Raw genomic sequence first — 23101 nt, 5'->3', positions numbered from 1 at the left:
AGCAAAATTTACATTTGAATCTTAAACTAAAACTTATTCATTTATGACCTCCTTTCAGTGAATAGGTCAAAAACCCATTCTTCCTTTGCTTTAAGCAGACACTTACTCCATCAACTTCAACTAAATCAGTTATCTAGCTTTCTCTTACCAATCCACCCCAAATGCGTGTGCTGGAAACTGTCAGAGAACTTCAAACCATAACCCAGGGCGCGGTCCATGGCGCTATGCCCGAAGAGCACCAGCCCGGCCAGTTGCAGTTCGGGCTGCCCTAACGCAAACCCAGCCGCGCCCGTGAGCAGCGCTAGGCCCTGGTGGTGGAACAGGTTATAGGCATAGGCTCCTACCCGAGGGCCCGCCAGGTAGCCCAGCATGCTCACATCGGGCAGGAGCAGCAGCGCGAAGAAGGTCCACCAGCTATAGCCCAGGTACAGGGTGCACAGATACGCGGCGGCCAGTTTGGCCAGGTCTTCCAGGGTCAGGAGTAGTTTCATAAGGGGTTGGGTAGTGTGTAAAAACGGGCGGTTTGGGTACCGGTAAATTGGGCGGCAAGATAAGAACACAGAGGAGTTTCCCGTTCTATCGCTGGGGCAGCGCCCAAAAAGAAACAGTTCTTCCCCTCGGCGGAGCCGGACCAGCAAGTGCGGGGAAACATGCCTTGAAAGGAAGGGGCAGCGAACTGCACAGACAACCTCTTGCCTGTCTTCCCCGGCGGGAAACTCAGGGCCTGGTGACGGCCCCGGAGGAAGCGGACCAGCCCAAACCTCAAAGGCGTTTTCGGCCTTTTTTCTGAAAAACAGCCCGAAAACGCCCTGCGTACCCCACGCTTACCGGAGTTTCTTTTTCTGGAACTGCAAATCGCCGCTCAGCTTCTCGTGCACAAAGATAGAGTCATGCACCACGCGGGCCTGCTGGCCTGTCTCCTCGGCTTTCTGCTGGAACAGGGCGGCCACGTCGGGTTGTTTGGTCTGGGTGAAGTACGTGCCCATGTTCTCCAGCAGCATCTTGGTTTCCTCCAGCCCGCGCATGGCCTGGTAGAGCAGACTCTCCACCGACTCGGTGACCTCGGCTAAGAGCGAACTGATGGTGTAGGCGTGGCCGGTATGGCACCGGAACCGGATGAGGTTGCCCTCGATGAGCTTGGTGAGCGCGCCGTGGCAGTCTGGGCAGGTAAAGGCCGTGAGTTCGCCTTTGTCTATGATGCCCATCTCAAAGGCATTGTCATGGCGGGCAATGGCAATTTCAATTTCCAGCCGGTTCAGGTCGTCCTGCGGGACCTTGGGCGGGGCGGGGGCCTCTTCGGTGGTGAGGTGGGTGAGTAAAGACGCCAGCTGCGCGAGCGGCACCACGTGGTCGGCCTCCACAAACTGCAGGGCGTTGGCGGGCATGTCGGGCACGGCCGCATCAGAGGGGTCCTGCACCACCGTCACGCCGCCCAGCCGCTGCACGGACCACAGGCCCGAGGTGCCATCGTCCAGGTACCCGGTGAGCACCACCCCCACCACCCGGTTCCCGTACACATACGCCGCCGACCGGAACAGCGCGTCAATAGACGGCCTGAACCGGTTTTCCTTCGGCCCTTTAGACACCACCATGGTGCCCTTCTCCAGGATCAGGTGGTGGTCTGGCGGTGCCACATAGATGTTTCCGGGCAGGAACTTCTCCCCGTCTTTGGCAAACTGGGCGGGCAACGCACTGTTTAAATTGATGATCTGGGGCAAAACGCTTTCAGAGTACGGGCCCAGGTGCTGCACCACAAAGATGCTTCCCGGGAAATTGGCCGGCAGGTGCTTGGTTATTTCCGGCAACGCCAGAATGCCCCCCGCCGAGGCGCCTATCACCACAATGTCGCGCAAGGTGTCTTGCTTCTTTTTTGTGCTCTTCTTGGTAGTTGCCATGTGGGTGGGGTTGGTGGTGCGGGAGCAGGAACCAGGGTGAGTGCTCCTTCTGCCGGTGGTATTTTCTTTTGCGTTTCTTTTTACTTGATTCCCTGGCGGTTGGTTTCTTTTAGGTAGGGCGAAAGTGCGTTCATTCGCCACGCTGCCCGCCAGCCCCACCTATGGCAGAAAAGCATCTTTGGCACTGCACATGGTAGCAGGTACTACGCAGGAGACGCTTCCTGTTTTACGCCTGTTTTCAGAAAAACAGCCCAGAAACGCCCCTAAGCACCGAGCCTTTGGTAGCACCAAGACATGCCCTGGTCAGCGGGAGCGTGTTTCAAGAAGCGTACCTGAACCCACCCCTGCCCCTCCCGGGAGGGTAGTTATCTGGCATGCGTGGGGCAAGTATGAGATGCATGCCCCTTCATCTGCCATGCGTGGATCTGTACATGTAAACATCCCCCTTGCCCCCTTCAAAGGGGGAGTATCAGAGTGAGTCCTGAGTCCTGAGTCTTGAGTCTTGAGTCCTTCCTCTTTTCCTTAGGCAATTCAGTACGAACGAAGTAGCAATGCCTGGTCTCGCAGCCGCACCGCGGGGGCAGCCAGAGACCGCCCGTCATCAGTAGGCACGAGTCTGGGGACCCGCGCCAGCGGAGTATCAGCGGGAGTATCAGCTGGCGTTAGAAGGCACGGAAGTAACTTCCGAGCCATAAAGGGCAGAAGAAGAAGCTATAGAGGGCAGAGGTAATGTGAGGCTGCCGCCTCATGGAAGCTGAAAGCTTCCGCCATTATAGGTCCAAGTTGGAAACTTGAACCAGAGAAAGCGGCAAACAAGCAGCAATAAATAAACAACACTTCTGCCCCTGGCTGATGTGCGCAGCACGGGCTCATCTCAGGCTAGCGGATCAGCAGCGGTTACCTGCAGAGGCAGACAAAACAAGGGAAGCTGATCAGGAGAGGAACCTAAACCAGTCCTGGCGGTGAGCGCTTACCGGAAAAGATGAAACAACTTAATAAGTGAAGCACTGGAGCAAACGGGAGAGCCAAGGGAACAGCAGACTACGCATTCCTGCCGCAACTGCAGCAGCAGCAGGCAACACATTCCAGCAGCAGCTAGCCAACAGCAACTACAGACTACACATTCCGTTGTCAACCACCCCAGCCATGGCAACAGCGAACTACACATTCCAGCAAACGGCCAAGCCAAGGGAACAAAAATCACGCATTCCAGCAATGGCAGACCACGCATAGCTGCACCCACATTCATCTCCAATAGATTCTCAGCTATATTGGGCGGTACCCCAGTACAGTCAAATGCCCTGAAGCACGTCTGTTTTTGACCTGTTTTCCAGAAAACAAGCCTAAAACAACTTCCCAAACAGGCAAAAAAGAAAGGCGAAGGAAAAATTCCCCCGCCTTTCCAGGTCAAAAATGAGCAACTTAAATATTAGCTGGCCTGCTTTAGGGTATGCGCAGACACAAAATCAACAAAATCACCAACGGTGTTCAACGGCACCTCATCTGGAATCACAATTTGAAAGCTTTTCTCCAGCTCCAGAATGATATCTACCACGTCTACGGTATCAAACCCAAACTCTTTGCTCAGGTTAGAAGACACCCGTAGCCGGGAAGGCTTGATCTCCTTGGTTTTACTGATAATTTTAACAACCTCGCGGGTGATAGAGGGTACTTGTGCGGTCATCATATGGGTAAAGACTATAAATCTGTTTTTTCGGGTTCTAGCTCACTAATACATATTCCTTCTTCTGCCTGCGGGCAGGCAACACCCTGTCTTTGATCTTCTCATTGATCAGGTACATCATGGGCACCACTACCAGGGTCAGGAAGGTGGCAAAGCTCAACCCAAAGATGATGGTCCAGGCCAGCGGGCCCCAGAACGTCACGTTTTCACCGCCCAGGAAAAAGTGCGGGTCCAACTCGGTGAAGAGCGTGAAGAAGTCCAGGTTCAGGCCTATGGCCAGCGGAATCAAACCTAAGATGGTTGCCGTAGCGGTCAGCAATACCGGGCTCAAACGTGTTTTCCCGGCTATGATGATGGCTTCCCTTAGTTCCATTCCCTCTTTCTCGTAGAGTACATCTGTGAACTCCACAATCAAGATCCCGTTCTTCACCACAATCCCTGCCAAAGCAATGATCCCAATTCCGGTCATCACAATAGACATGTCCATATTAAAGACAGTGAACCCGATCAATACCCCTATGATGGAAAATAAAACTTCTGATAAAATTATCAACGTCTTGGAAACCGAGTTGAACTGAATCACTAAGATCAAGAAAATCAGGCTAATAGAAGCCACCGCCGCCAGAGAAAGAAAATCCATGGTCTCTTTGATATCTTCCTGCTCACCGCCCATTCTGATCTCATAGCCCTCTGGGGTAGGGAAACGCTCCAACACGGTCTGGATGTTGCCCACCACCTCGTTAGGGTTATAGCCGCCCAACACGTTTGAGGAAAGGGAGACCACCCGTTTCAGGTTCTTGCGCTTGATGCCGCCGTAGGTGGTAGAGTACTTGATATTTGCCACCGCCGAAACCGGAACCTGCCGCACCTGCCCAGACGGGTCTCTGAACGTGAGTACCATGCCCATGAGCTGGTCAATGTTCTTGCGGTACTGCTCGGCCAGCCGTATCTGGATAGGGTACTCCTCCTCGTCCTGCTTAAACTTAGAGGCCTCTTTCCCGAAGATGGCCGTACGCAGCTCAGAACCTATCTGGGCGGTACTAAGCCCTTCACGGTTGGCCCGCACGCGGTCAATCTCAACGGTGATCTCCGGGTTCTGGTCTTCCAGATCAGTACGCAAATCTTCAACCCCGGCAATCTGGGCCGAGTCAAGGTACCGTTGCACCTGCTTAGAAAGCCGCACCAGGCCATCAAAATCCTCCCCGGCAATCTCCACCAGGATGGGTTTACCGGTTGGCGGACCGTTCTGCTCCTGCTCCACGGTAATTTCAGCACCGGGGATTCCTTTCACCGCTTCGCGGATCTTGTCTTTGTAGGTGGCGGTACTCAGGCCTGACTCGCGGTACTGGTACTCCACAAACGCCACTGTGACGCGGCCTTTGTTTGACTCGGCCTGCTGGCTGCCTGATTGCGGATCTCCCGCACCCACCGCCACATTTGAAATCACAGACTCCACGTTCGGGTTATTTTCACCTATCACGCTGTAGACACGTTTCTCCACTACTTTCGTGATAGAGTCTGTCACGGTTTGATCCGTGCCCACCGGCATGGTAATGTAGGTATAGATAAAGTTGGGATCCCCCTCTGGGAACAGCACCACCTTGGGTGACCGCAAGGCCGTGGCGAAGATAGACAGGAACAATAAGGCCACAATAGACCCCAGCACCACGTACGGCCTCTTGCCCAGCATCATCCAGCGCAGCATACGCTCATAGCGGCGCATAAAGGCAGGCAGCACTTTGTTCTGGAAACCGTTGATCCAGCCGGTGAATACAAATTTGTTCAGGGCCACAAACACCATGAGCACCAGAATCAGGTTGCCCAGGCCGAACCAGCCCGCCAGATAGCTCAAGACAGCCACCCCCGCCATGATGATCATGGTGAGCCTGAAGTTCTTACGGCCTCTGGCAGGGTCACCGCCCTTACCCATGAAAGACACCGCAAACACTGGGTTGATGATGAACGCCACCAACAAAGACGCCATTAGCGTGAGAATCAGCGTTATGGGCAAGTAGAACATGAACTCCCCAATAATACCCGGCCAGAAAGCCAGCGGCATGAACGGGGCCACGGTGGTCAACGTACCCGCCAACACAGGCAGGAACACTTCACCTGCCGCTAGTTTAGCCGCCTTGGTGACGCTGTAGTTGGTGTCATGGAAAATGCGGTGGGTGTTCTCAATCACCACAATGGCATCATCTACCACAATCCCCAGCGCCAGCAGGAACGCGAACAGCACAATCATGTTCAGGGAGAAGCCCAGCATTGGCATGATCAGGAACGCAATGCACATAGAGATGGGCACTGACAGCCCCACAAACAAGGCGTTGGTGGTACCCATGAAGAACATCAAGATCAACGTTACCAGAATAAACCCGATGATGATGGTGTTGATCAGGTCATTCAGGGTATGGCGGGTCTGGGTTGACTGGTCACCGGTTACCGTGATTTTCAAGGTTTCAGGCAACTGCTTCCCGTGTACTTCTTTAATGATGGCATTAATTTTATCAGAGGCCTCAATCAGGTTCTCGCCAGACCGTTTCACCACGTTTAAGGTAATCACCGGCTCATTTTCTAAGCGCGCAAAGCTCTCCCGCTCTTCAAAGGTGTCAATGACCTGGGCAATGTCCCGCAGGTAGATGTTCCCTCCGTTCAGGGATTTCACCACAATGTCGCCAATGGCGGTAGGGTCTGTGTACTGGCCTACCACGCGCACGGCCCTTTTCATGTCACCCACGCGCACCGTACCGCCTGAGATGGTCATGTTCTCAGTGGCAATGGCGCGTTCAATATCAGCAAAGGTGACTCCGGCCACCTGCATCTTGTACATGTCAATGTTTACCTGTACCTCCTGCTCCAGTGCCCCTACAATGTCTACCCGGGTGATCTCTGGCAGCGCCTCAATCCGGTCCTGCAGGTCCTCAGCAAACTGTTTGAGCTTCTCTGCGCTGAAATTACCAGAGAGGTTTACGTACATGATGGGCATCTCAGAGAAACTGATCTCCTGCACGTTAGGCGCTTGGTCCAAGTCAGTGGGGAGGTCGGTTTTGGCTTTATCAACGGCATCTTTCACCCGCTGCTTGCCCACCTCCACGTCTACATCTGTGTTGAACTCTACGTTGATCATGGCAAAGTCCTGCATAGAGGTAGACGTCACCTTCTTCACGCCGTTCAATGACTTGATCTGCTTTTCAATGGGCCGCGTGATCAGGTTCTCCATGTCAGACGGGGACGTACCCGGGTACACCGTGGTCACAATCATGGTAGGGATCACAATGTCTGGGAAGTTTTCTTTCTGCAACCGGTTATAGGCCAGAACACCCGCAATGGTGATCAGCAAGGTGATGATATAGATACTGGTGCGGTTATCTATAGACCAGCTGGTGGGCTTGAATTCTTTTACGTTATTTGAGTTTTCCATATACTTTGGAAGTTAGGGCTCCGCCCGATTTTAGCACTGTTCCTTCATCGGGCGAAGCCCACCTTTTGATTTATTAGAGACGCACCGCCTGGCCTTCATTCAGGTTTTGGGCACCGGCACTGATCACCTGGTTGTTGGCCTTTAAGCCTGCCACCACTTCAATTTTCCCGTTATAAGAGGTACCGGTGGTGATAGTGCGTTTGGCAGCTATTTTCTGACCGCCTTTCTGCTCCACCACATACACAAAGTTGCCCTGCTCGTCTTTCTGCACCACCTCTAACGGAATGGTCAAGGCATTCTCTTTTATGTAGTCCTGAATGCGTACCACGGCCACCATGTTAGGGCGCAGCTGCACTTTGCCCTGCTCAGAAGGCTTCACGCCCAGTTCCACGGTAAAGGAGCGGTTGGTAGGGTTAATGTTGCTGCCCACTACCCGCACGGTAGTCATGATTTCCTGGTTCAGGTCTGGGATCAGCACCAACGCATCATCGCCTTTCTTGATTTTGCTGGCGTAGGCTTCTGAGACTTCGGCCAGGATCTTGCCACCGCTGGTGTTCACTACCCTGATAATCCCCACCCCAGGCGCCACTGACTCACCGGAATTCGGGATCACCTCATCTACCTCCCCAGAAATGGGAGCGGTGATGGTATACTGGGCTTTGGTCTCCCTTAGAGTAGCAATCTGGCGCTCCAGGCTCTCCACATTGTTTTTGGCTTGCAGATACTGGATCTCGGTACCAATCTTCTGGTCCCAGAGGTTTTTCTGCTTCTGAAACACGGTGCGGGCCAGGTCTAAATTAGGCCGGAGGGCGGCAATCTGCTGGTCTACCAAGGCGGCGTCAATGGTAGCCAACACTTGGCCTTTGCTCACGCGATCACCACGTTTAACCCGCACACTGGTCAGCACGCCCGGTACTTTTGCGCTCACCATCACGTTCTGGTCAAAATCTACCCTGCCCTGCACCTCCAGGTAGTGCCGGAAGGTTTCTGGCTGCACCGTTACCGCAGAAACCGGAACGGCCACCACTTTGGCGCCTTTGCCCTCTTTCTGCAGTTCACCTTCCAGCTTGGTGATTTGGCTGGTCAATTCAGCTTGCTGCTTTTTAAGGCTGGCTAACTGGGTTTCTTTGTCTTGGGGTTGGTTGGTACAGGCTGTAACCACAGCCATGGCTAAAAAAGAAGCGAGTATTTGCTTTTTCATAGAATGTCTGAACGTATGTTCTTTTCTTTAAATACTATTTAACTAATAAGGCCCCGGTGGCTCTGTCTGCCTCTACCTGGGCAATGAGCGCATCATACAAGGCGCTGTAATAATTGGTCTGGGCGGCCCTGAGATCTGTCTCAGCGGTAATCACCTCCAGGTTAGAACCTACCCCCTCCTGATATTTTATGCGGCTCACGCGGGCAATCTCTTCGGCCAGTTCCAGGTTCTGCCGCTGGGCGCGGAGGACACTTAAGGTGTTGGCCACTGTGGCGTCAGACTGTCTGAGCTGCAGGTCAATAGACTGCTGCAGCTGCTCAAAGCCCAACCGTACATTCTCCAGCTCAATTCTGGACTGCTGCACTTGATAGCTCTTGCGGAGGCCGTCAAAAATAGGAATCTGCAAACCCACCCCCACTGCTCCAAAGTTGAACCACCTTTGATTAAAACCATCACTGGAACTGGCTCTGAGTTTTGCCAATTCAGAGAAAGTTCTTGTTGCCCCGTTGTACCCATAGTTGCCGGTCAACACCAGTCTTGGCAAATAGCCGGCTTTGATATTTCGCTGGTTCAGATTAGCTAAGGCCCGCTGCGTTTCTAGAATAGAATATTCCACTCTGTTAGCATAGTTGAAACCGTTAGCATTTGTCTGGGCGTCTGCATTGGCCAGTGCGCTCTCATTCAACTTATCAACTAACATAACTGGCTGATTTTGTGGCAAACCCATTTGAAACTTGAGGAGTTGCTCGCTTAGCTCCAGCAAACGCTGAGCTTTGTCACGGTCAATCTTCAGGTTGTTCAAGCTTACCCTCAACCGGTCTACGTCTAATTTTTCTACAAATCCGTTCTGGTTCATGATGGAGGTTTGGCGCAGCAGGGTGTCTAATCTGGTAAGATTCTGGTCTAACAGCTGAATTTGCTCACTGGCTACCAACACGCCATAATAAGCCTTGCTTACCTGCTCAGCCACCTCAATTTCACCCTGTTGCGTATTTTTTCTGGATAACTCTGTGTAAGTAGCGGCTGCCTTCAGACCAATCAAATAAGACCCATCAAAGAGGAGCTGTGAGGCAGAAAGAACCCCTGACCCTGTCCAAGGTTGCACAAAGGAGATGGCCTGTGGCCCTGGAGGCACCTCAGGGGCCGCGTAGGCTGGCTGGAGTATAATGTCACCGGTCCCGTTAATCTGCTCTCTGGTAATGGTGAAATTTTGCAGTGGCCCGTTACCGGCAAAGCTACTGAAGTCAACAATTGATTTCTGTTGAACAAAGTTGTTGGTCACATCAACATTCGCGTTAACCTGAGGCAAACCAGCTGCCCTGATTTCTCCTACTTTGGCTTTATCTATCTGCTCCTGGTTGCGAAGCACTTTTAGGCTCACCCGGTTCTGTAAGGCATAGTCAATGGCTTGCCTTAACGTGAACGCCTGCTCTTGCGCCCAGGCGGGCAATGCGGTGAGCAGCACCATTAGAAGCCAGCCGGCCATACTCCCGCTGACTTTTTTAAACTTTTTCATAGTGTTTATTCTTCTTCGGTAATCTGTTTGTATTGATTAATCAGTTGATGCCCTTTTAAAGTAGACAGCCCCAGCATGTAGTGCTCCAGCAGGGTTAGCTGCACTTTCTGAAGGTCAAATTGTGTGGCAGGGTAAAAGTCTGAGTTAAAGGCCAATTCTGTCTCTGCCAGCCTCAGCCTGCTCATGATCTCCACATCTATATCTTTCCTGAACAGCTTCTCCTCAATTCCCCGCTGAATGTTCTCCTTCACCTGCGCCAGGAAAAAACTGTTCCTGTGCTCCACCCAGAGGTTCCAGGCGCTGGGGTGGTACTTTTGCAGATCAAAGAAAATGCTGGGGTGTACCTGGCGCATAATCTCTTTCACCATTTCCACCATTCTAAAGAGCCCCTCCATGGCATTTTCAGAATTTTCAATAGACGTAAAGCAACTTTGCTCAAGGCTTTTGATATAGGGCTTCATTGCCTCAAACACCAGTTCGTCTTTGTTGGTGAAGCATTTGTAGATGGTTTTCTTTGACACTGCCAGGCGCGTAGCCACATCATCCATTGACACGGCCTTGATCCCCTTCTGGAAAAACAGCTCCAAAGCAGTCTGTAATATTCTTTCACGTAACTCCATACCTACCGTTGATTGTGGCGACAAACCTAATGGAAACTTTTTTTTGTTCCCAAAGTTTCCATTAGAAAAAGTAAATATTTTTCCTCGTCAAATTCCAATCAACGTAAATAGTGCACCTGAAGGCTTTGCCAACAAACAGGCACCGGCAAAGCCATTAGGCATCTTTACCGGCAACGGCAGTTACCTCAGGTTGAATAGGCACTTCCCATGCGCAGCCGCTTTCTGTTTTTGGGCTGTTTTGGCCAAAACAGGCCGAAAACAGAAATTTCTATCCCAGGTTCCGCGGTGCGGAAGCGGTGCTTCTTTGTTCAGTCAAATCCCCAGCACCGCCTTCAATCTGCTGTAGCCGCTTTTGCTCAGCGGAATTCTGGTGCCGTTCTTCAGCAGGGCCACATGGGTCTCTTTCTCCAGCGGCTCAATGCGGGTGAGCTGTGACAGGGCAATGATGTACGAGCGGTGCACCCGCACAAACTGCTTTTCCTCCAGGGTCTTCTCATAGTAGCCCATGGTCTTCTTCTTCAGGAAACAGCCGGTGCTGGTATAGATCTTCACGTAGTCATCATAGGCCTCCAGGTACAGGATGTCCTGCACAGGAATGATCCTGATGTCATTGTTCACCTTCACCACCACCCGCACCTGCTCCTCAGGCTGCTTGGCGGGCACTTGCTCCAGGGCTTTGGCGGGCGCTTCTTTCACCGGTTGCGCCTGCTTCTGCAGCCACTTTTTCATGGCGGCGTCAAACCGTTCCTGGGTGAAGGGCTTGAGCAGGTAGTCTACCGCGTTGGTCTCAAAGGCTTTGATGGCGTACTCGTCAAAGGCGGTGGTAAAGATCACGCCCGGCACCTGCTCCACCAGTTCCAGCATCTCAAAACCGTTAATCTTGGGCATCTGGATGTCCAGGAAAATGAGGTCGGGCTGGTGCTGCATAATGGCTTTCACGCCTTCAAAGCCGTTGTTGCACTCCTGCACCAGCTGCACCTGAGGGTACTGCTGCAGGTAGTCACAGACAATGCTGCGGGCCAGCGGTTCATCATCAATTACCAAACACTTGATCATAGCTTCTGCGGAATTTTAACAGTAGTAGAAAAAACCTGCCCCTGGTGTTCTGTGGTGAGCAGATCATGGCGGGCATATAACAAATAGAGGCGTCTCCTCAGCGAGTCCAGCCCGAAACCGGTGCCCTGCTTGTGCTGCAGCAGCTCTCCGTCAAACGGGTTCTGGGTAGAGATGACCAGGAGTGAATCCTGCACATGGGCGCTGATTCTGATGAGAATATCATCCAGGGTGTCATACAAGCCAAACTTGATGGCATTCTCCACAATAGGCTGCAGCAACAGGTAAGGCAACTGCAGGGGCAGCGCCTCCTCTTCACAGATAATCTCAGTCTGCAACCGGTGCCCAAACCGTACTTTCTCAATTTCCAGGTAGAACTGCAGGTGCTGCAGCTCATCTGCCAGCGGCACCATAGACTGGTTGTCTCTGCGCAGCGTGCCCCTCAGAAATTCTGACAGCTGTTGCACCATCTTCCTGGCCTGCTCTGGCCTTGTGTTCACCAGCGCACTGATGGAATTGAGGCTGTTAAAGAGAAAGTGCGGCTGCAACTGCTGGCGCAAGGTGAACAGTTCGGCCTCCCGGGCCAGCTTTTCAGTGGCGGCCTTGCGCTCCTCGGCCTGCTGCTTCTCTTTGATGTAGAGCCAGAGCCAGTTCTGCAGCACAATGAACAGAATCATGAGCCAGTTAAAAGCCAGCCGCACGGGTAGCGTCTGGTCTATAAAGGCCAGGTAGTCAGTCTCCGGCTTCAGCAGCTGCTCAATGGCGGTGGTATACATCAACAGGCAAACCCCTGCCAGCCCCAGACTCCAGCACATCAAATACACCACCTGCCGCACCCCCGGCCGGTAAAACCGAAGGGTGATAGACATGGCACAGCCTCCGGTTATCACCAGTACATTGGTAAGCAGGGCGTCTGTAAAGGCCAGGTTCACCGGAAAGCCCGTTGTGCACAGGACCCACCCCTGCACCCCGGCCCACAGCAGGCCCCACCCTACATATAGCGCTATGATTCTGAAAGGAGGCATGTAACGTGCGGCAGCGGGTTAATAACTCTTGATTTCAATGCCCCCAAACAGGAGCGTGCCTTTCAGGACCAATATTTTGTCTGTGTTGGCCATGGCCTCTGTGAAGGACCTTTTCTCATCTACCCCGCCAAAGACGGCCGCCACCTCAGACCGCACCTTCCAGTTAGACGGGATCACCAGGCTGGTGCCCCCAAAGATCTGGGTTACCTCAATGACCACCTCGCCGTGCATGTCTGCGTGGCTCAGGTTGTACTCGGTGCCGCCGCAGAACGTCACAATGCTCCCGCCTTTGAAGTCTTTAGAAATGATGTTTTTTTTTATGCCTCCAAATACGGCCGTGCCGTTGATGTAGTCTTCTTTGGTGCCGGCACTCCCGCCGGGCTCTGTCTCCTCCAGCGGCTGCCCCGGCCCCTGCACGCCGCCTCCCGGCCGCTTTTTGTGGCGGAACTGGTGCTTGCACTGGTGGCGGGGCTTGAACATGATGAACAACCCGAAGATAATGATCAGCACCGGCCACAGGAAAGGCCTGAAGTTAACGTTGGGCACAATGTCATCTGCCAGAAAAATGCCCCCAATGAGCACCATAATGATCCAGCCCGGGTTCCGGAACGAGTGCCGGATACCGGTGAACACCCCAATGAGAATCAGGATGACCTCCCAGGAGAACACCCACCGCGGCAGCACCAGCACGTCTAGTTGATACGCCAGCAATACCGCCCCCACGGCTACTACCAGCAAGCCGCCCAGCATTCTACCGCCCCGGCCCTGGGACCTGTCCCAGCCAGTCAGGTTTTCTGTCTTATTTATCTCTTGGTTTTCCATATCTGTGTTGGTTGATGTTCCAAAAGTAGAAGGTCTGGCCGCGCGGTACAACGGGAAATAGGCTAAGCAGAAGAAAAGTAGGTAAACGGCGGGTTTGCGTAGGTGAACGCAGGGAGAAACCTGTTTTGGGGCTGTTTTTGTAAAAACAGCCAAAACAGGTTTCTCTATTTCTAAGGGAGACTGCTGTTGCTTTATATGACTGACGGGTGTGTTGGCTGGGCAGTTGGATGCTGTGCCTCAATGGAGCAATTGTTTCATTTTGCCGCTTTTGCAGATGCTGGAATGTGTGGTCTGCTGTTCCCTTGGCTGTGCCGTTTGCTGCAGTGCCGTTGATTTAGGAATGCGTGGTCTGCTGTTCCCTTGGCTTTGGCGGTTGACGCAATGCCTTACTCACTGCGTTGTTTCATCTTTACCGGTAAGCGCTCACGGCCGCGGGGCCCCGTCGTGGCGGTGAGCACTGCTGTTAAAACTACGCCTTTGGCGTTGCCTTCGGCACCGTATTAACAGAGGCGCTCACCCCCACGACTGGTTCAGGTTCCTCTCCTGTAACTGCTTGTGCTGTTATGTCTGCCTCTGCAGGTAGCTGCTGCTGCCCCGCTAGCCTGAGACGAGCCCGTGCTGCGCACATCAGTCGGTGGAATAATTGATGGATGATTGCCTGTTGCGAATTGTTTCCCCTATCATGCACAGGTACGAGTATGCATTGCTACTTCATCTGTGCTGAATTGTCTAAGATGAAAAGAAAGAACTCAAGACTCAGGAATCAGGACTCACTTCGATACTCCCCCTTGGAAGGGGGCGAAGGGGGATGTTAACACAGGAGAGCACGCATTGCAAAGTACTGGTATCTGGCACCTGCCCCACGCATGCCAGATCACTCCCCTCCCGGGTGGGGCAGGGGTGGGTTTCAGTACGCCTGCCGCCGCTGTACCGCCTGCCCCAACACCCATCCCATCCGGGGGCCTGCGGGCGTCTGGCTTTACTTCTTCGTTCACCTTAAATGGAAAGATGCTGCTCTTCCTTTTCGATCAAAATATCAAAAGAGAATGACTGAAGGGGAAGCAGAAATCAGCTGGTGCAGGCATGGCTTATTCTGTTTTCGGCCTGTTTTTCAGAAATTAGCCGGAAAACAGAAGTTTCACCAGCTCATTGGGGAGCTGAAAAAGGAGCCTTAGAAATCCTTACGCAATCAGCTTTACTTCTTTATCTTTGCAGTATGCTATTCGAGAACATCAAGAGACTGACGCAGGAGGTTGAGTCTTATCCCATAGACAACAAGGAGCAGCTGGAGGCTTTCAAGAACACCTATGTGAGCCGCAAAGGCCAGATTGCCGCGCTTTTTGACGAAATGAAGACGGTGGCGCCGGAGCAGCGCAAACAGGTGGGCCAGGAACTGAACCAACTCAAGCAGCTGGCCCAGCAGAAATTTGATGCCGCCCAGGAGGCGCTGGAGCAGAACGCCACGCCAGACGCGCTAGCCGGCCTGGACTTCACCCTGCCGCCGGTGCCCAACTTATTAGGGACCCGTCACCCCTTGTCTAAGGTGCGGGAAGAGATCATCAGGATTTTTGAACGCATTGGGTTCAACGTGTCTGAGGGGCCGGAGATGGAGGATGACTGGCACAACTTCTCGGCCCTGAACTTTCCGGAGAACCACCCGGCGCGCGACATGCAGGACACTTTCTTTCTGAGCAAGAACCCAGACATGCTGCTGCGCACGCATACCAGCAGCGTGCAGGTACGGGTGATGGAGCACCAGAAGCCGCCCATCCGCACGCTGTCGCCGGGGCGGGTGTTTAGGAACGAGGCTATTTCAGCGCGGGCACACTGTGTTTTCCACCAGGTGGAAGGCCTGTTTGTGGACCGGGGGGTGAGCTTCAAAGACCTGAAAGATACGCTGTACTACTTCGTGAAGGAATTGTTTGGGCCAGACACCCAGATCCGGTTCCGGCCGTCGTTCTTCCCGTTCACTGAGCCCAGCGCAGAGATTGACATCACCTGCCACATCTGCAAAGGCCAAGGCTGCAACATCTGCAAAGGCAGCGGCTGGGTAGAGATTGGCGGCAGCGGCATGGTAGACCCGCAGGTGCTGGAAAACTGCGGCATTGACACCAAAGAGTTCTCGGGCTTCGCGTTTGGCATGGGCATTGAGCGCATCACCATTCTCAAGTACCAGATCAAGGACCTGCGCCTGTTCACTGAGAATGACGCCCGTTTCCTGCGGCAGTTTGAATCAGTTTAAGATCCAGCATCTGGGAGTGCCATGGTTGGAAAGGTTATTTTCTACGGTTGCCCCTACTCCCCAAGTTCCGCCTACATAGATTCCCTTTGCTGTTTTCTGAAAAACAGGCCGAAAACGTTTATAGCCCTGAACGTATTTCAATAAAGCATGACGGGGCACTGATACTTTAGATTTCCCCCTGTACATGAAAAACTTCTACCATCTTCTATTCTTTTGCTTCTGTTTATTTGCAGCGGTTGCCTGCGCCCATGAGCCTGAAACCAATACGCTTCTGGAGGAGACGCGTACCCAACTGGAAGGGAAATGGTACCCGGAGAGGGCAACGGCCCCCTTATACAATCAGAACGGGCAACTCCTGCAGGCGGGGCGGGCACCGTCTTTACAGGGCACCTTAGATATCTCAGACAACCTAATTTCCACCTTGCAGGGGTTCCCTCTGCAGGATCCCTTTATAGGTACTTTTACCCTGACGGAGAATCAGGGAGCGGTGATCATCACATCTGGCCTCTGTGAGATAAAAGTACTTTCTGTCACCCAGAGCCACTTGACTTTACGCGCAGAAGAGCAGGTAGACGGGAACAGAAAGGTCACCACCGTAGAGTTCTCAAAGGTTACGCAGATCCCGTGAGAGCGGCTCCCGAAGATTGGAGAGAGAATCACCTGGGACTTCACAAGTATTTCACACAACGCTATACCACATGACGTTACAAGACATTAAAACCATTGCGGTGATTGGGGCCGGAACCATGGGCCAGAGCATTGCCCAACTCTGTGCACAAGCGGGTTTTACCACCATCCTGTACGACATCAACGCCACCGTGCTGGCTAACGCCCAGGCCGCCGCCCAGGCATCGCTTCAGAGGCTGGTGGAGAAAGGCAAAATTTCAGTGCACACCCAGGAGGAAACCCTTCACCGGCTCACCTTCACCGCAGACATTCTGCAGGTCATTGCCAATGTGGTGATTGAGGCCGTGGTGGAGCGCCTAGACGTGAAGCAGAGCATTTTGAACGAGGTGGCTGACCAGAACCGGCCCGAGACAGTGTTAGCCTCCAATACTTCGTCGCTGCCCATTACCCGCATTGCGGCCAAAGTGCAGGGGCCGGAGCGCGTGGTGGGGCTGCATTTCTTTAACCCCGCCACCATCATGCAACTGGTAGAGGTGATCTCCGGGGCCGCCACGGCGCCTGAGGTGGTGGCGCTTATGCAAGAGCTGGCGGTGACGCTGGGCAAAACCCCGGTTCTGGCCCAAGACGCCCCCGGCTTTATTGTGAACCGGGTGGCGCGCCATTTCTATGTAGAAAGCCTGAAACTGCTGGAGGAAAACGTAGCCAGCCACGAGGGCATAGACCGTCTGCTGCAGGCCAGCGGCTTTAAAATGGGGCCTTTCCAGCTCATGGACCTGATTGGGGTAGACACTAATTTTTCAGTGACCAGCGCCATGTATGAAGCCTTTCACCAAGACCCCAAATTCAGGCCCAGCCGCTGGCAGCAGCAGAAGGTTGACGCCGGCCACCACGGCCGAAAATCTGGGAAAGGGTTCTATGACTACTCCGGCAAGGCATAAGTATTTCTGTTTTCGGCCTGTTTTTCAGAAATCAGGCGAAAACAGAAAAATTTCCCTTGTCATTTTCAGCCAGTTACCAAAAACTATAAAATTTTTCTTCGCCAACACTTGCGTAATCACCGTTCACCCCTTACTTTTGCATCACTATTCAACGCTACGGCAGCGAATACTAAACTCCTCCTTAGCTCAGTCGGTTAGAGCACATGACTGTTAATCATGGGGTCCTTGGTTCAAGCCCAAGAGGGGGAGCTTCTAAATGAGGGACTTACGTTAATTCGTAAGTCCCTCTTCTTTTTGGTTTAAACATGGTTTAAACTATTGAGTATAGAGCTACTTATTTCAGTTAATCCAAAATAATCTAAAACATTTCAAAATCTACCTAAAGATTAGAATTCCCCATCTACCTACCAATTATTATCATTGTAACAAGCTAGAGGTTTCCCTTCTTTGAAACATAAAGTGCCTACACTTACTTTAGAAGCAATCTTGTAGTAGTACATTGTCACTATTGATAGTGACAAGTAGTTTTTGATAAGGTTTCAGGGAATTGGCTATAACCAACAGGGATAACCAATCCTCAACCAAAAGGCAGTGAGATAAAAATGCATTTGCTTCTACAGGAATTACATTGTATCTGGATGAGAATGCTAGGTACTACAAAACGGTAGCAGAGACACATCATAAGAGAAGCGAAGGCCTGAAACAAAAAACAAATCCAGGTTATTTAGCTATTATTAAGCAACACAAATAACTTCAACGGCATAAGCATAGTCCGTATAAATGGAAGAAAAGACAATATTGACAGGTTCGGAGTTTAGCACCAATGAGACCAATAAGTCCAAGCTTACCAATCTGATAAAATCTGGCGAAGCAATTCTCATGGCTGGTGCTGGTGTAACAGCCAATTTATATTGCACTTGGCCTCAGCTGGTCACAAAATTTGAAAAAAGAGCTCTACAGCTAGACCATACTTTTCTTCCACACCAACCTGGCGAAGATTTTCTCGCTTTTTTTGAGCGGGTGAAAGCTAAAATAGGACGCGACCACTACGAAGGTTTGATTCATGAAGAGTTCAACGACAGAGACGAAGCTTACGAAGAATTCCATAAAGTGATTGTAAACATGCCTTTCAAAGGGTTTACCACTACGAATTATGATCATGTTCTTGAGAATGCCATGTTCAGTATGTCAAAAGGCTCGTCCTCACCTACCCTATTTATTGATGAATCGATCAACAAGAAGGTGATTCTCCAGTTTTTGAAATCCCTAAATGATAATACTTCAGCGAGAAAGGTGCTTCACCTACATGGTTCTTACACGGCACCAGGTAGCATCATTCTTACTGAAGGGGAGTATCAGACAAAGTATGGGTTTGTACTGAGTGCTGCAGAGCTTACTTTACTGGAGGAACTTCGCACGGCAACCGTTATTGACCAAGCCTATTTGGAAAACATAAAACTCAGGTTTGGTTTGGAATGGACAATGCACCGAAAACTGCTGTGGGCGATATTAGCGACTAGGCGGGTGGTGTTCATGGGCTTCAGCGTAACAGATCCATATTTCATCAGGATGCTTAAAACGGTGAGGGAGGATTTGAACACGTACAATGATGACGTCCATTTTGCCATCATGCGCATAACACAAGAGAACAAAGCCACAGAATTAGAGCATGCAGAAATGCTTAAATTTCAATACGGCATTGAAACTGTTTTCTATCCCGATGATAAATCATATACGGGGTTTGGACGCTTTGCGACAGCCCTTGGAGCAGAAACAACTGTTTTCCCTGAGCCTGGACCGGAAAGCAAAGTCAGCACTGAACCACCTAGAACAGCCGAAAAGCATCCCACTGTAAATCAAACTCAATCTATTAGTCATTTCTTCCAGAAAGCAACAGCAATCAACAAAAGAATCCGTAATGAAGATCAATAGAGACGGTTTAATTCAAGATTTGTTCGCTTTTACCCAAGCGGGGAGCGGAGTAGTCATTGGTAGGCCTGGCGTGGGGAAAAGCCATAGCCTCAGTCAAATGTCAGATTCCTGTATTTCCAATGCCATCCCATCCATCATCATCAGTGTCGATCAAATGATAGATGGGTCTGATCTAGAAATACAAACCGTAGTTGGAGTAGAGGGAGATTGGATAACTTACTTGGAGAGCCTTACCCCTCCTGCTGGCACGAAGGGCGTCCTTATATTTGACGCATATGACGCAGCTCGGGAAGAGGAATTGAGGAAAAAATTTCTGTCTCTCATAACAAAAGCCAAAGAAAGGCTTAAGAACTCTTGGAATGTTATCGTGAGCGTAAGAACATTTGACGCAGCCAAATCCCCTAGGCTTATAAGCCTGTTCCCCAAGACTCAAGTATACCAAGACCCCATAAATTGCCGAAATTTTCAGGTTCCTGTCTTAAGTGATGCAGACCTCTCCCTATATTTTCAAGCGGAGCCAGTTATTGGTAAACTGTTTTACGAAAGTGACCTTAAGCTTCAGGAAGTATTACGGATTCCTTTCTTTCTGGAATTGTTTGAGACGATCGTAAAAGGGAATGAGCACGATCATTTGTTTCTCAAAGGATTGAAGTCTGAGATAGAACTCTTAGAGTTATTCTGGAGACAAAAAATTTCCAACACGGAGGAATCCTTTCAGAGAGAGCATTTGCTAGAAGGTATCGCTATACGGATGGTAACTTCCAGAACATTGGCGGTTTCTAAATTTGAGGGAAGCCATATTCAAGACATTAGCACCTTCAATCTCTTGCTGAGTGATAATATCCTATCCGAATGTGGGATTTCGTCAAATAAGATAAGCTTTTCCCATAATATTTTATTTGATTTCGCCGTCAGCAAGTTAGCAATACCTGAAAGCCCTTCCGAACTGAGTGCGTTTATTTCAGAAGAACAATCCCGTCCCTATTTTCTACGGCCGAGTTTCATTTATTTCTTTTCCAGGCTCTGGCACTATGAGCCGCAAAGGTTCTGGGCGATTTTGGAGGAATTGATGAAAGCCACTGATAGGCAGATCCTCCTTTTTGCCAAATTGATTCCTTCAACTGTTATAGCCCAGGAGTTTGATGATGCATCCCAGATCCTTACGCCAATCCAGACCTCTGGACAAAGGGAAAACCTAATACAGAATATTCTTCAGGCGATCCGGTTCAAAAAGCCTCCCCAGCCAGAAAAGTATTTGATTGATTTTCTTACCGAGATTTCTAAAAACCTTTCGATGCTCCTGCTATGGGACTTTGCCATACTCCTAGAACAGGCAATACATGTGGGGCCAGCTAAAATTTCTTCAGAGTATTGGGATAAATGTGGTGTTGCAGCCCGAAACCTTCTTAAGTTTATCCTCCTTCACAGGGACGGTGAACAAAAAAATAACCTTGACCTCTTAGGAAGCACCAGAAGTATAGATCTTGTCGCTAGAACCTATAGGACAAATAAAGTTGGTTCACGTACCCTCTTAGATACTATTTTAGGATTCCTTCAAACGCCAGATTTTGAAATAAGGTATATTTCTTCCCTTTGTGAGAACCTGAAGCATTTTTTAGAAGATGATCCAGAATTCGTAGCAAAGGTATATCGATCCGTCTACGCCTATCAAGAGACTAGTCAAGAAGAAACAATCATGTTTCCTTCCGTGATCACCCAGTTCAAAAGTAACCGTCGGCAGGATTTTGATATGTGCCATTATCGGTTAGAACAACATTTCAATTCTTTTCTGGCCTCTAATCCAGATCTAGGCGTATCGCTTGGGGTAGAGATCACAAATGAATTCGTGTTTGGGAAAGAACGCCTACAAGATGTTTTATCCTCAATCCCTCTTGCGGAAAATACCATGGAAATAGGAGACATCCTCGCAACCTATATTCCTGATATGTCTTCAGTTTGGGCCAGCGGTCATAATGATGACTCAGCCAGCAAGATCTTGAGGCGTGTATTCGACTATTTCCAGAATTTAATCCTGGCACAAGATTTTAAACGGCTCGAATCCCTGCTTCGTATCTATTTATCCCATGCCCAAGTTGCCTATACTTGGAAGAAATTGCTGGAATTTGCCTCGAACTACCCACAGGCCATGTATGAGATAATGTTCCCCCTTCTTACTAACCAGAAAATCCTTTTGAATATAGATACCATGTACGAGGCGGGTTTATTTCTAGGGAAGAGCGCTGGGCTGTATTCCTCTGAACAACTCCATGCCATTGAGAATGCAATTCTAGACCTGTCAAGCAATTCGGAAGAAGGCAATGAAGCCACTTCTAGAAGATTTCTTAACCTAATTCCGAGGGAAAACCTGCTGGAGGATAGATCTAGGGAACTTCTGGATAAAGGTTCGGTGCCTCATAATGCTCCTCCATTTGAAATTACAAGCTATTCCAGTGCTTATACAGAGGAGATGTGGTTGAGTGATAATGGCGTTAACCTTCAGCATCCTGCAAACCGTCAGGTACTGGACAGTCAGAATGAGTTAGAGTCATTTAATAGGAGCTTCCTCAACAATGTCCCTTCTAGAGAGGCATATATGGAACCTCTCCAAACTGCCCTTCAGTTGTTTGATACTGTCACGACTACAATACCCGGCCATGGCCTGTCAGACGAGGTAATAGACTCTGCGCTTAACAAAATTGCTGAAACCTGTTCCATCGTTTGCCGTCATGTGTCCAGCTTGGAACAAGAAGAGTTCGTCCGGGTAAAGGCTATCCTGCTTTTCTGCCTGGGCACCTATACTGAAAATGACCGCTACGCGGAAGAGAACTATTCCCCTAGCAGTGTCTACTCTACTACCCCAAGGATGAGTGCAGCGGAAGGGTTGTTTTTTTTATTAAAGAAAGAAACGCAGGAAGAAATCCTTCCTTTAATTCATGGGCTTAGTGCTGATAAAAATGCGGTCATCAGGTTCCGGGTGATAAAGAATTTAGGCCTGCTACTTCCCGACTTAGAGGAAACCTTCTGGTCAATCCTCAAAGACAGGCTTGCGAAAGAGAAAGATTGGTTTACCGCAGGTATTTTAGTATCTCATCTAAATTACATGGATTTCTCATTGGCTGAGGAAAGAATAGTAGAGTGTCTAGAAATTGCCTTTCAAAATGTAGCCACCAGTACCGGGAAGAATTCCTTTTTGGATAATTTTTACCTCCTGCTACTCTGGTTCACTGCAACCACAGGAAATGCTCAAGCAACTGCCATGGTAGAGAGTTCCATATTGAATCCCTTGGCAGCAAGAGAATTAGTATTTGCTACGTTTAAGATACTCAACCCATCGCTCAAGGATTACTCTGACCAGACACAGGTACGGCTATACGAGAGGGTACTACAGGTTATCCAAAATATAATTGCTCAGAGTGCTGACCGGCTGAAGCAAATAGATATGACATCTGATGAGGAAGCTAGGGAGACTTTCTCTATTCTTGACAATATCGTTCAAAGGATCTTTTTTTCACTTCAGGTGGAAGATGAGCCGAAAAGCTCCAATCGCAGAAACCGCACATTTTTGCCCGAGGACGAAAGGCTTAGGTTTTATTGGTTTGTGAAACCGGTTCTTACCCAAATTTTGGCTGTTTCAAGGGAGATCCACGGCGGATTGGTATTGGCACATACAGCGCATTACTTTATTGAAATAATGGGCAGTGTCCTGTATGCAGACACAGAATATGCCTTAGATACTACAAGCCAAGTCACAAGGATGTCTGTTGCTACCGGCTATACCTTTGACAGGCAATCTATCTTAGAGGCAGTGAAACTCACAGAGGCCTTGTTGGCAGATCATAAGGATTTATTGAGTAAACCAGAACCGTTCGGCCAACTGCTGGATCTATTGAACATCTATGTAGAATCAGGTTGGCCTGAAGCTTTGGATTTATTATGGAGGCTTGATGATGTTTTTAGATAACCGGAAATATAGCCCTGCCTTACCATATCAATCTTTTACCTAAGTAATAATCAAACCATTTTTGATAATAACTTAGGAGTATATAAACTAGTTCTTCAGATAAAACTTCAAATAAAATTAGAATACCTATGAAAAGAACTGTCCACATCTTTAACTGCTCAACA

General features: G+C 50.2%; 15 protein-coding genes and 1 tRNA gene. 6 read left to right on the top strand and 10 right to left on the bottom strand.

The features are described 5' to 3' along the window. Positions 1-125: 125 nt before the first annotated feature. From A8O25_RS13080 to A8O25_RS13030, 10 genes are all read right to left on the bottom strand, one after another. A complete protein-coding gene (locus tag A8O25_RS13080; RefSeq protein WP_066835572.1) occupies positions 126-491 on the bottom strand; it encodes a DUF4260 domain-containing protein in 366 nt (121 codons plus the stop codon). Between the two features lie 333 nt (positions 492-824). Next, a complete protein-coding gene (locus A8O25_RS13070; protein WP_066835580.1) occupies positions 825-1895 on the bottom strand; it encodes a chemotaxis protein CheB in 1071 nt (356 codons plus the stop codon). A gap of 1429 nt (positions 1896-3324) precedes the next feature. Then, positions 3325-3582 (bottom strand): acyl carrier protein, encoded by a 258-nt coding sequence (locus tag A8O25_RS13065; RefSeq protein WP_066835568.1) that lies wholly within the window; start codon positions 3580-3582, stop codon positions 3325-3327. Between the two features lie 34 nt (positions 3583-3616). Then, on the bottom strand, positions 3617-7000 hold the full coding sequence (locus tag A8O25_RS13060) for an efflux RND transporter permease subunit (RefSeq protein ID WP_066835566.1): 3384 nt from the start codon (positions 6998-7000) through the stop codon (positions 3617-3619). A 73-nt stretch (positions 7001-7073) separates the two neighbouring features. Beyond that, positions 7074-8201, bottom strand: coding sequence for an efflux RND transporter periplasmic adaptor subunit (locus A8O25_RS13055; protein WP_066835564.1), 1128 nt, complete (start codon positions 8199-8201; stop codon positions 7074-7076). Positions 8202-8235: 34 nt separating this feature from the next. Beyond that, on the bottom strand, positions 8236-9717 hold the full coding sequence (locus tag A8O25_RS13050) for a TolC family protein (RefSeq protein ID WP_082893619.1): 1482 nt from the start codon (positions 9715-9717) through the stop codon (positions 8236-8238). Between the two features lie 5 nt (positions 9718-9722). After that, positions 9723-10337, bottom strand: a complete 615-nt coding sequence (locus A8O25_RS13045; protein WP_066835562.1) for a TetR/AcrR family transcriptional regulator — start codon at positions 10335-10337, stop codon at positions 9723-9725. A gap of 312 nt (positions 10338-10649) precedes the next feature. Then, a complete protein-coding gene (locus A8O25_RS13040) occupies positions 10650-11393 on the bottom strand; it encodes a LytR/AlgR family response regulator transcription factor (protein ID WP_066835560.1) in 744 nt (247 codons plus the stop codon). Next, complete coding sequence (locus A8O25_RS13035) at positions 11390-12415, bottom strand: sensor histidine kinase (protein ID WP_066835558.1); 1026 nt, start codon at positions 12413-12415, stop codon at positions 11390-11392. The genes A8O25_RS13040 and A8O25_RS13035 overlap by 4 nt, the downstream gene beginning before the upstream one ends. A gap of 18 nt (positions 12416-12433) precedes the next feature. Then, positions 12434-13237 carry a LiaF transmembrane domain-containing protein gene (locus A8O25_RS13030; protein WP_066835556.1) on the bottom strand — a complete coding sequence of 268 codons (804 nt, stop codon included), beginning with the start codon at positions 13235-13237 and terminating at the stop codon, positions 12434-12436. Between the two features lie 1216 nt (positions 13238-14453). On the opposite strand from A8O25_RS13030, the gene pheS reads away from it, so the two are divergent. The 6 genes from pheS to A8O25_RS13000 all read left to right on the top strand — a co-directional run bounded on the left by pheS (position 14454) and on the right by A8O25_RS13000 (position 22937). Further along, positions 14454-15479: a phenylalanine--tRNA ligase subunit alpha gene (pheS, locus tag A8O25_RS13025; protein ID WP_066835555.1), complete on the top strand. Its 1026-nt coding sequence runs from the start codon at positions 14454-14456 to the stop codon at positions 15477-15479. Positions 15480-15663: 184 nt separating this feature from the next. After that, complete coding sequence (locus tag A8O25_RS13020) at positions 15664-16107, top strand: hypothetical protein (protein ID WP_066835554.1); 444 nt, start codon at positions 15664-15666, stop codon at positions 16105-16107. A gap of 70 nt (positions 16108-16177) precedes the next feature. Beyond that, the gene (locus A8O25_RS13015; protein WP_066835553.1) at positions 16178-17044 is read left to right on the top strand and encodes a 3-hydroxyacyl-CoA dehydrogenase NAD-binding domain-containing protein; all 867 of its coding nucleotides are present in this window, start codon (positions 16178-16180) and stop codon (positions 17042-17044) included. Between the two features lie 175 nt (positions 17045-17219). Further along, a tRNA-Asn gene (locus A8O25_RS13010) sits at positions 17220-17293 on the top strand. A gap of 531 nt (positions 17294-17824) precedes the next feature. Next, the gene (locus tag A8O25_RS13005) at positions 17825-18976 is read left to right on the top strand and encodes an SIR2 family protein (protein ID WP_066835552.1); all 1152 of its coding nucleotides are present in this window, start codon (positions 17825-17827) and stop codon (positions 18974-18976) included. Beyond that, positions 18963-22937 (top strand): NACHT domain-containing protein, encoded by a 3975-nt coding sequence (locus A8O25_RS13000; protein WP_066835551.1) that lies wholly within the window; start codon positions 18963-18965, stop codon positions 22935-22937. The genes A8O25_RS13005 and A8O25_RS13000 overlap by 14 nt, the downstream gene beginning before the upstream one ends. Positions 22938-23101 lie beyond the last annotated feature (164 nt).

The organism is Rufibacter ruber (assembly GCF_001647275.1).
GTDB classification, from domain to species: domain Bacteria; phylum Bacteroidota; class Bacteroidia; order Cytophagales; family Hymenobacteraceae; genus Nibribacter; species Nibribacter ruber_C.
This window is presented reverse-complemented; position numbering and strand designations above follow the sequence as displayed.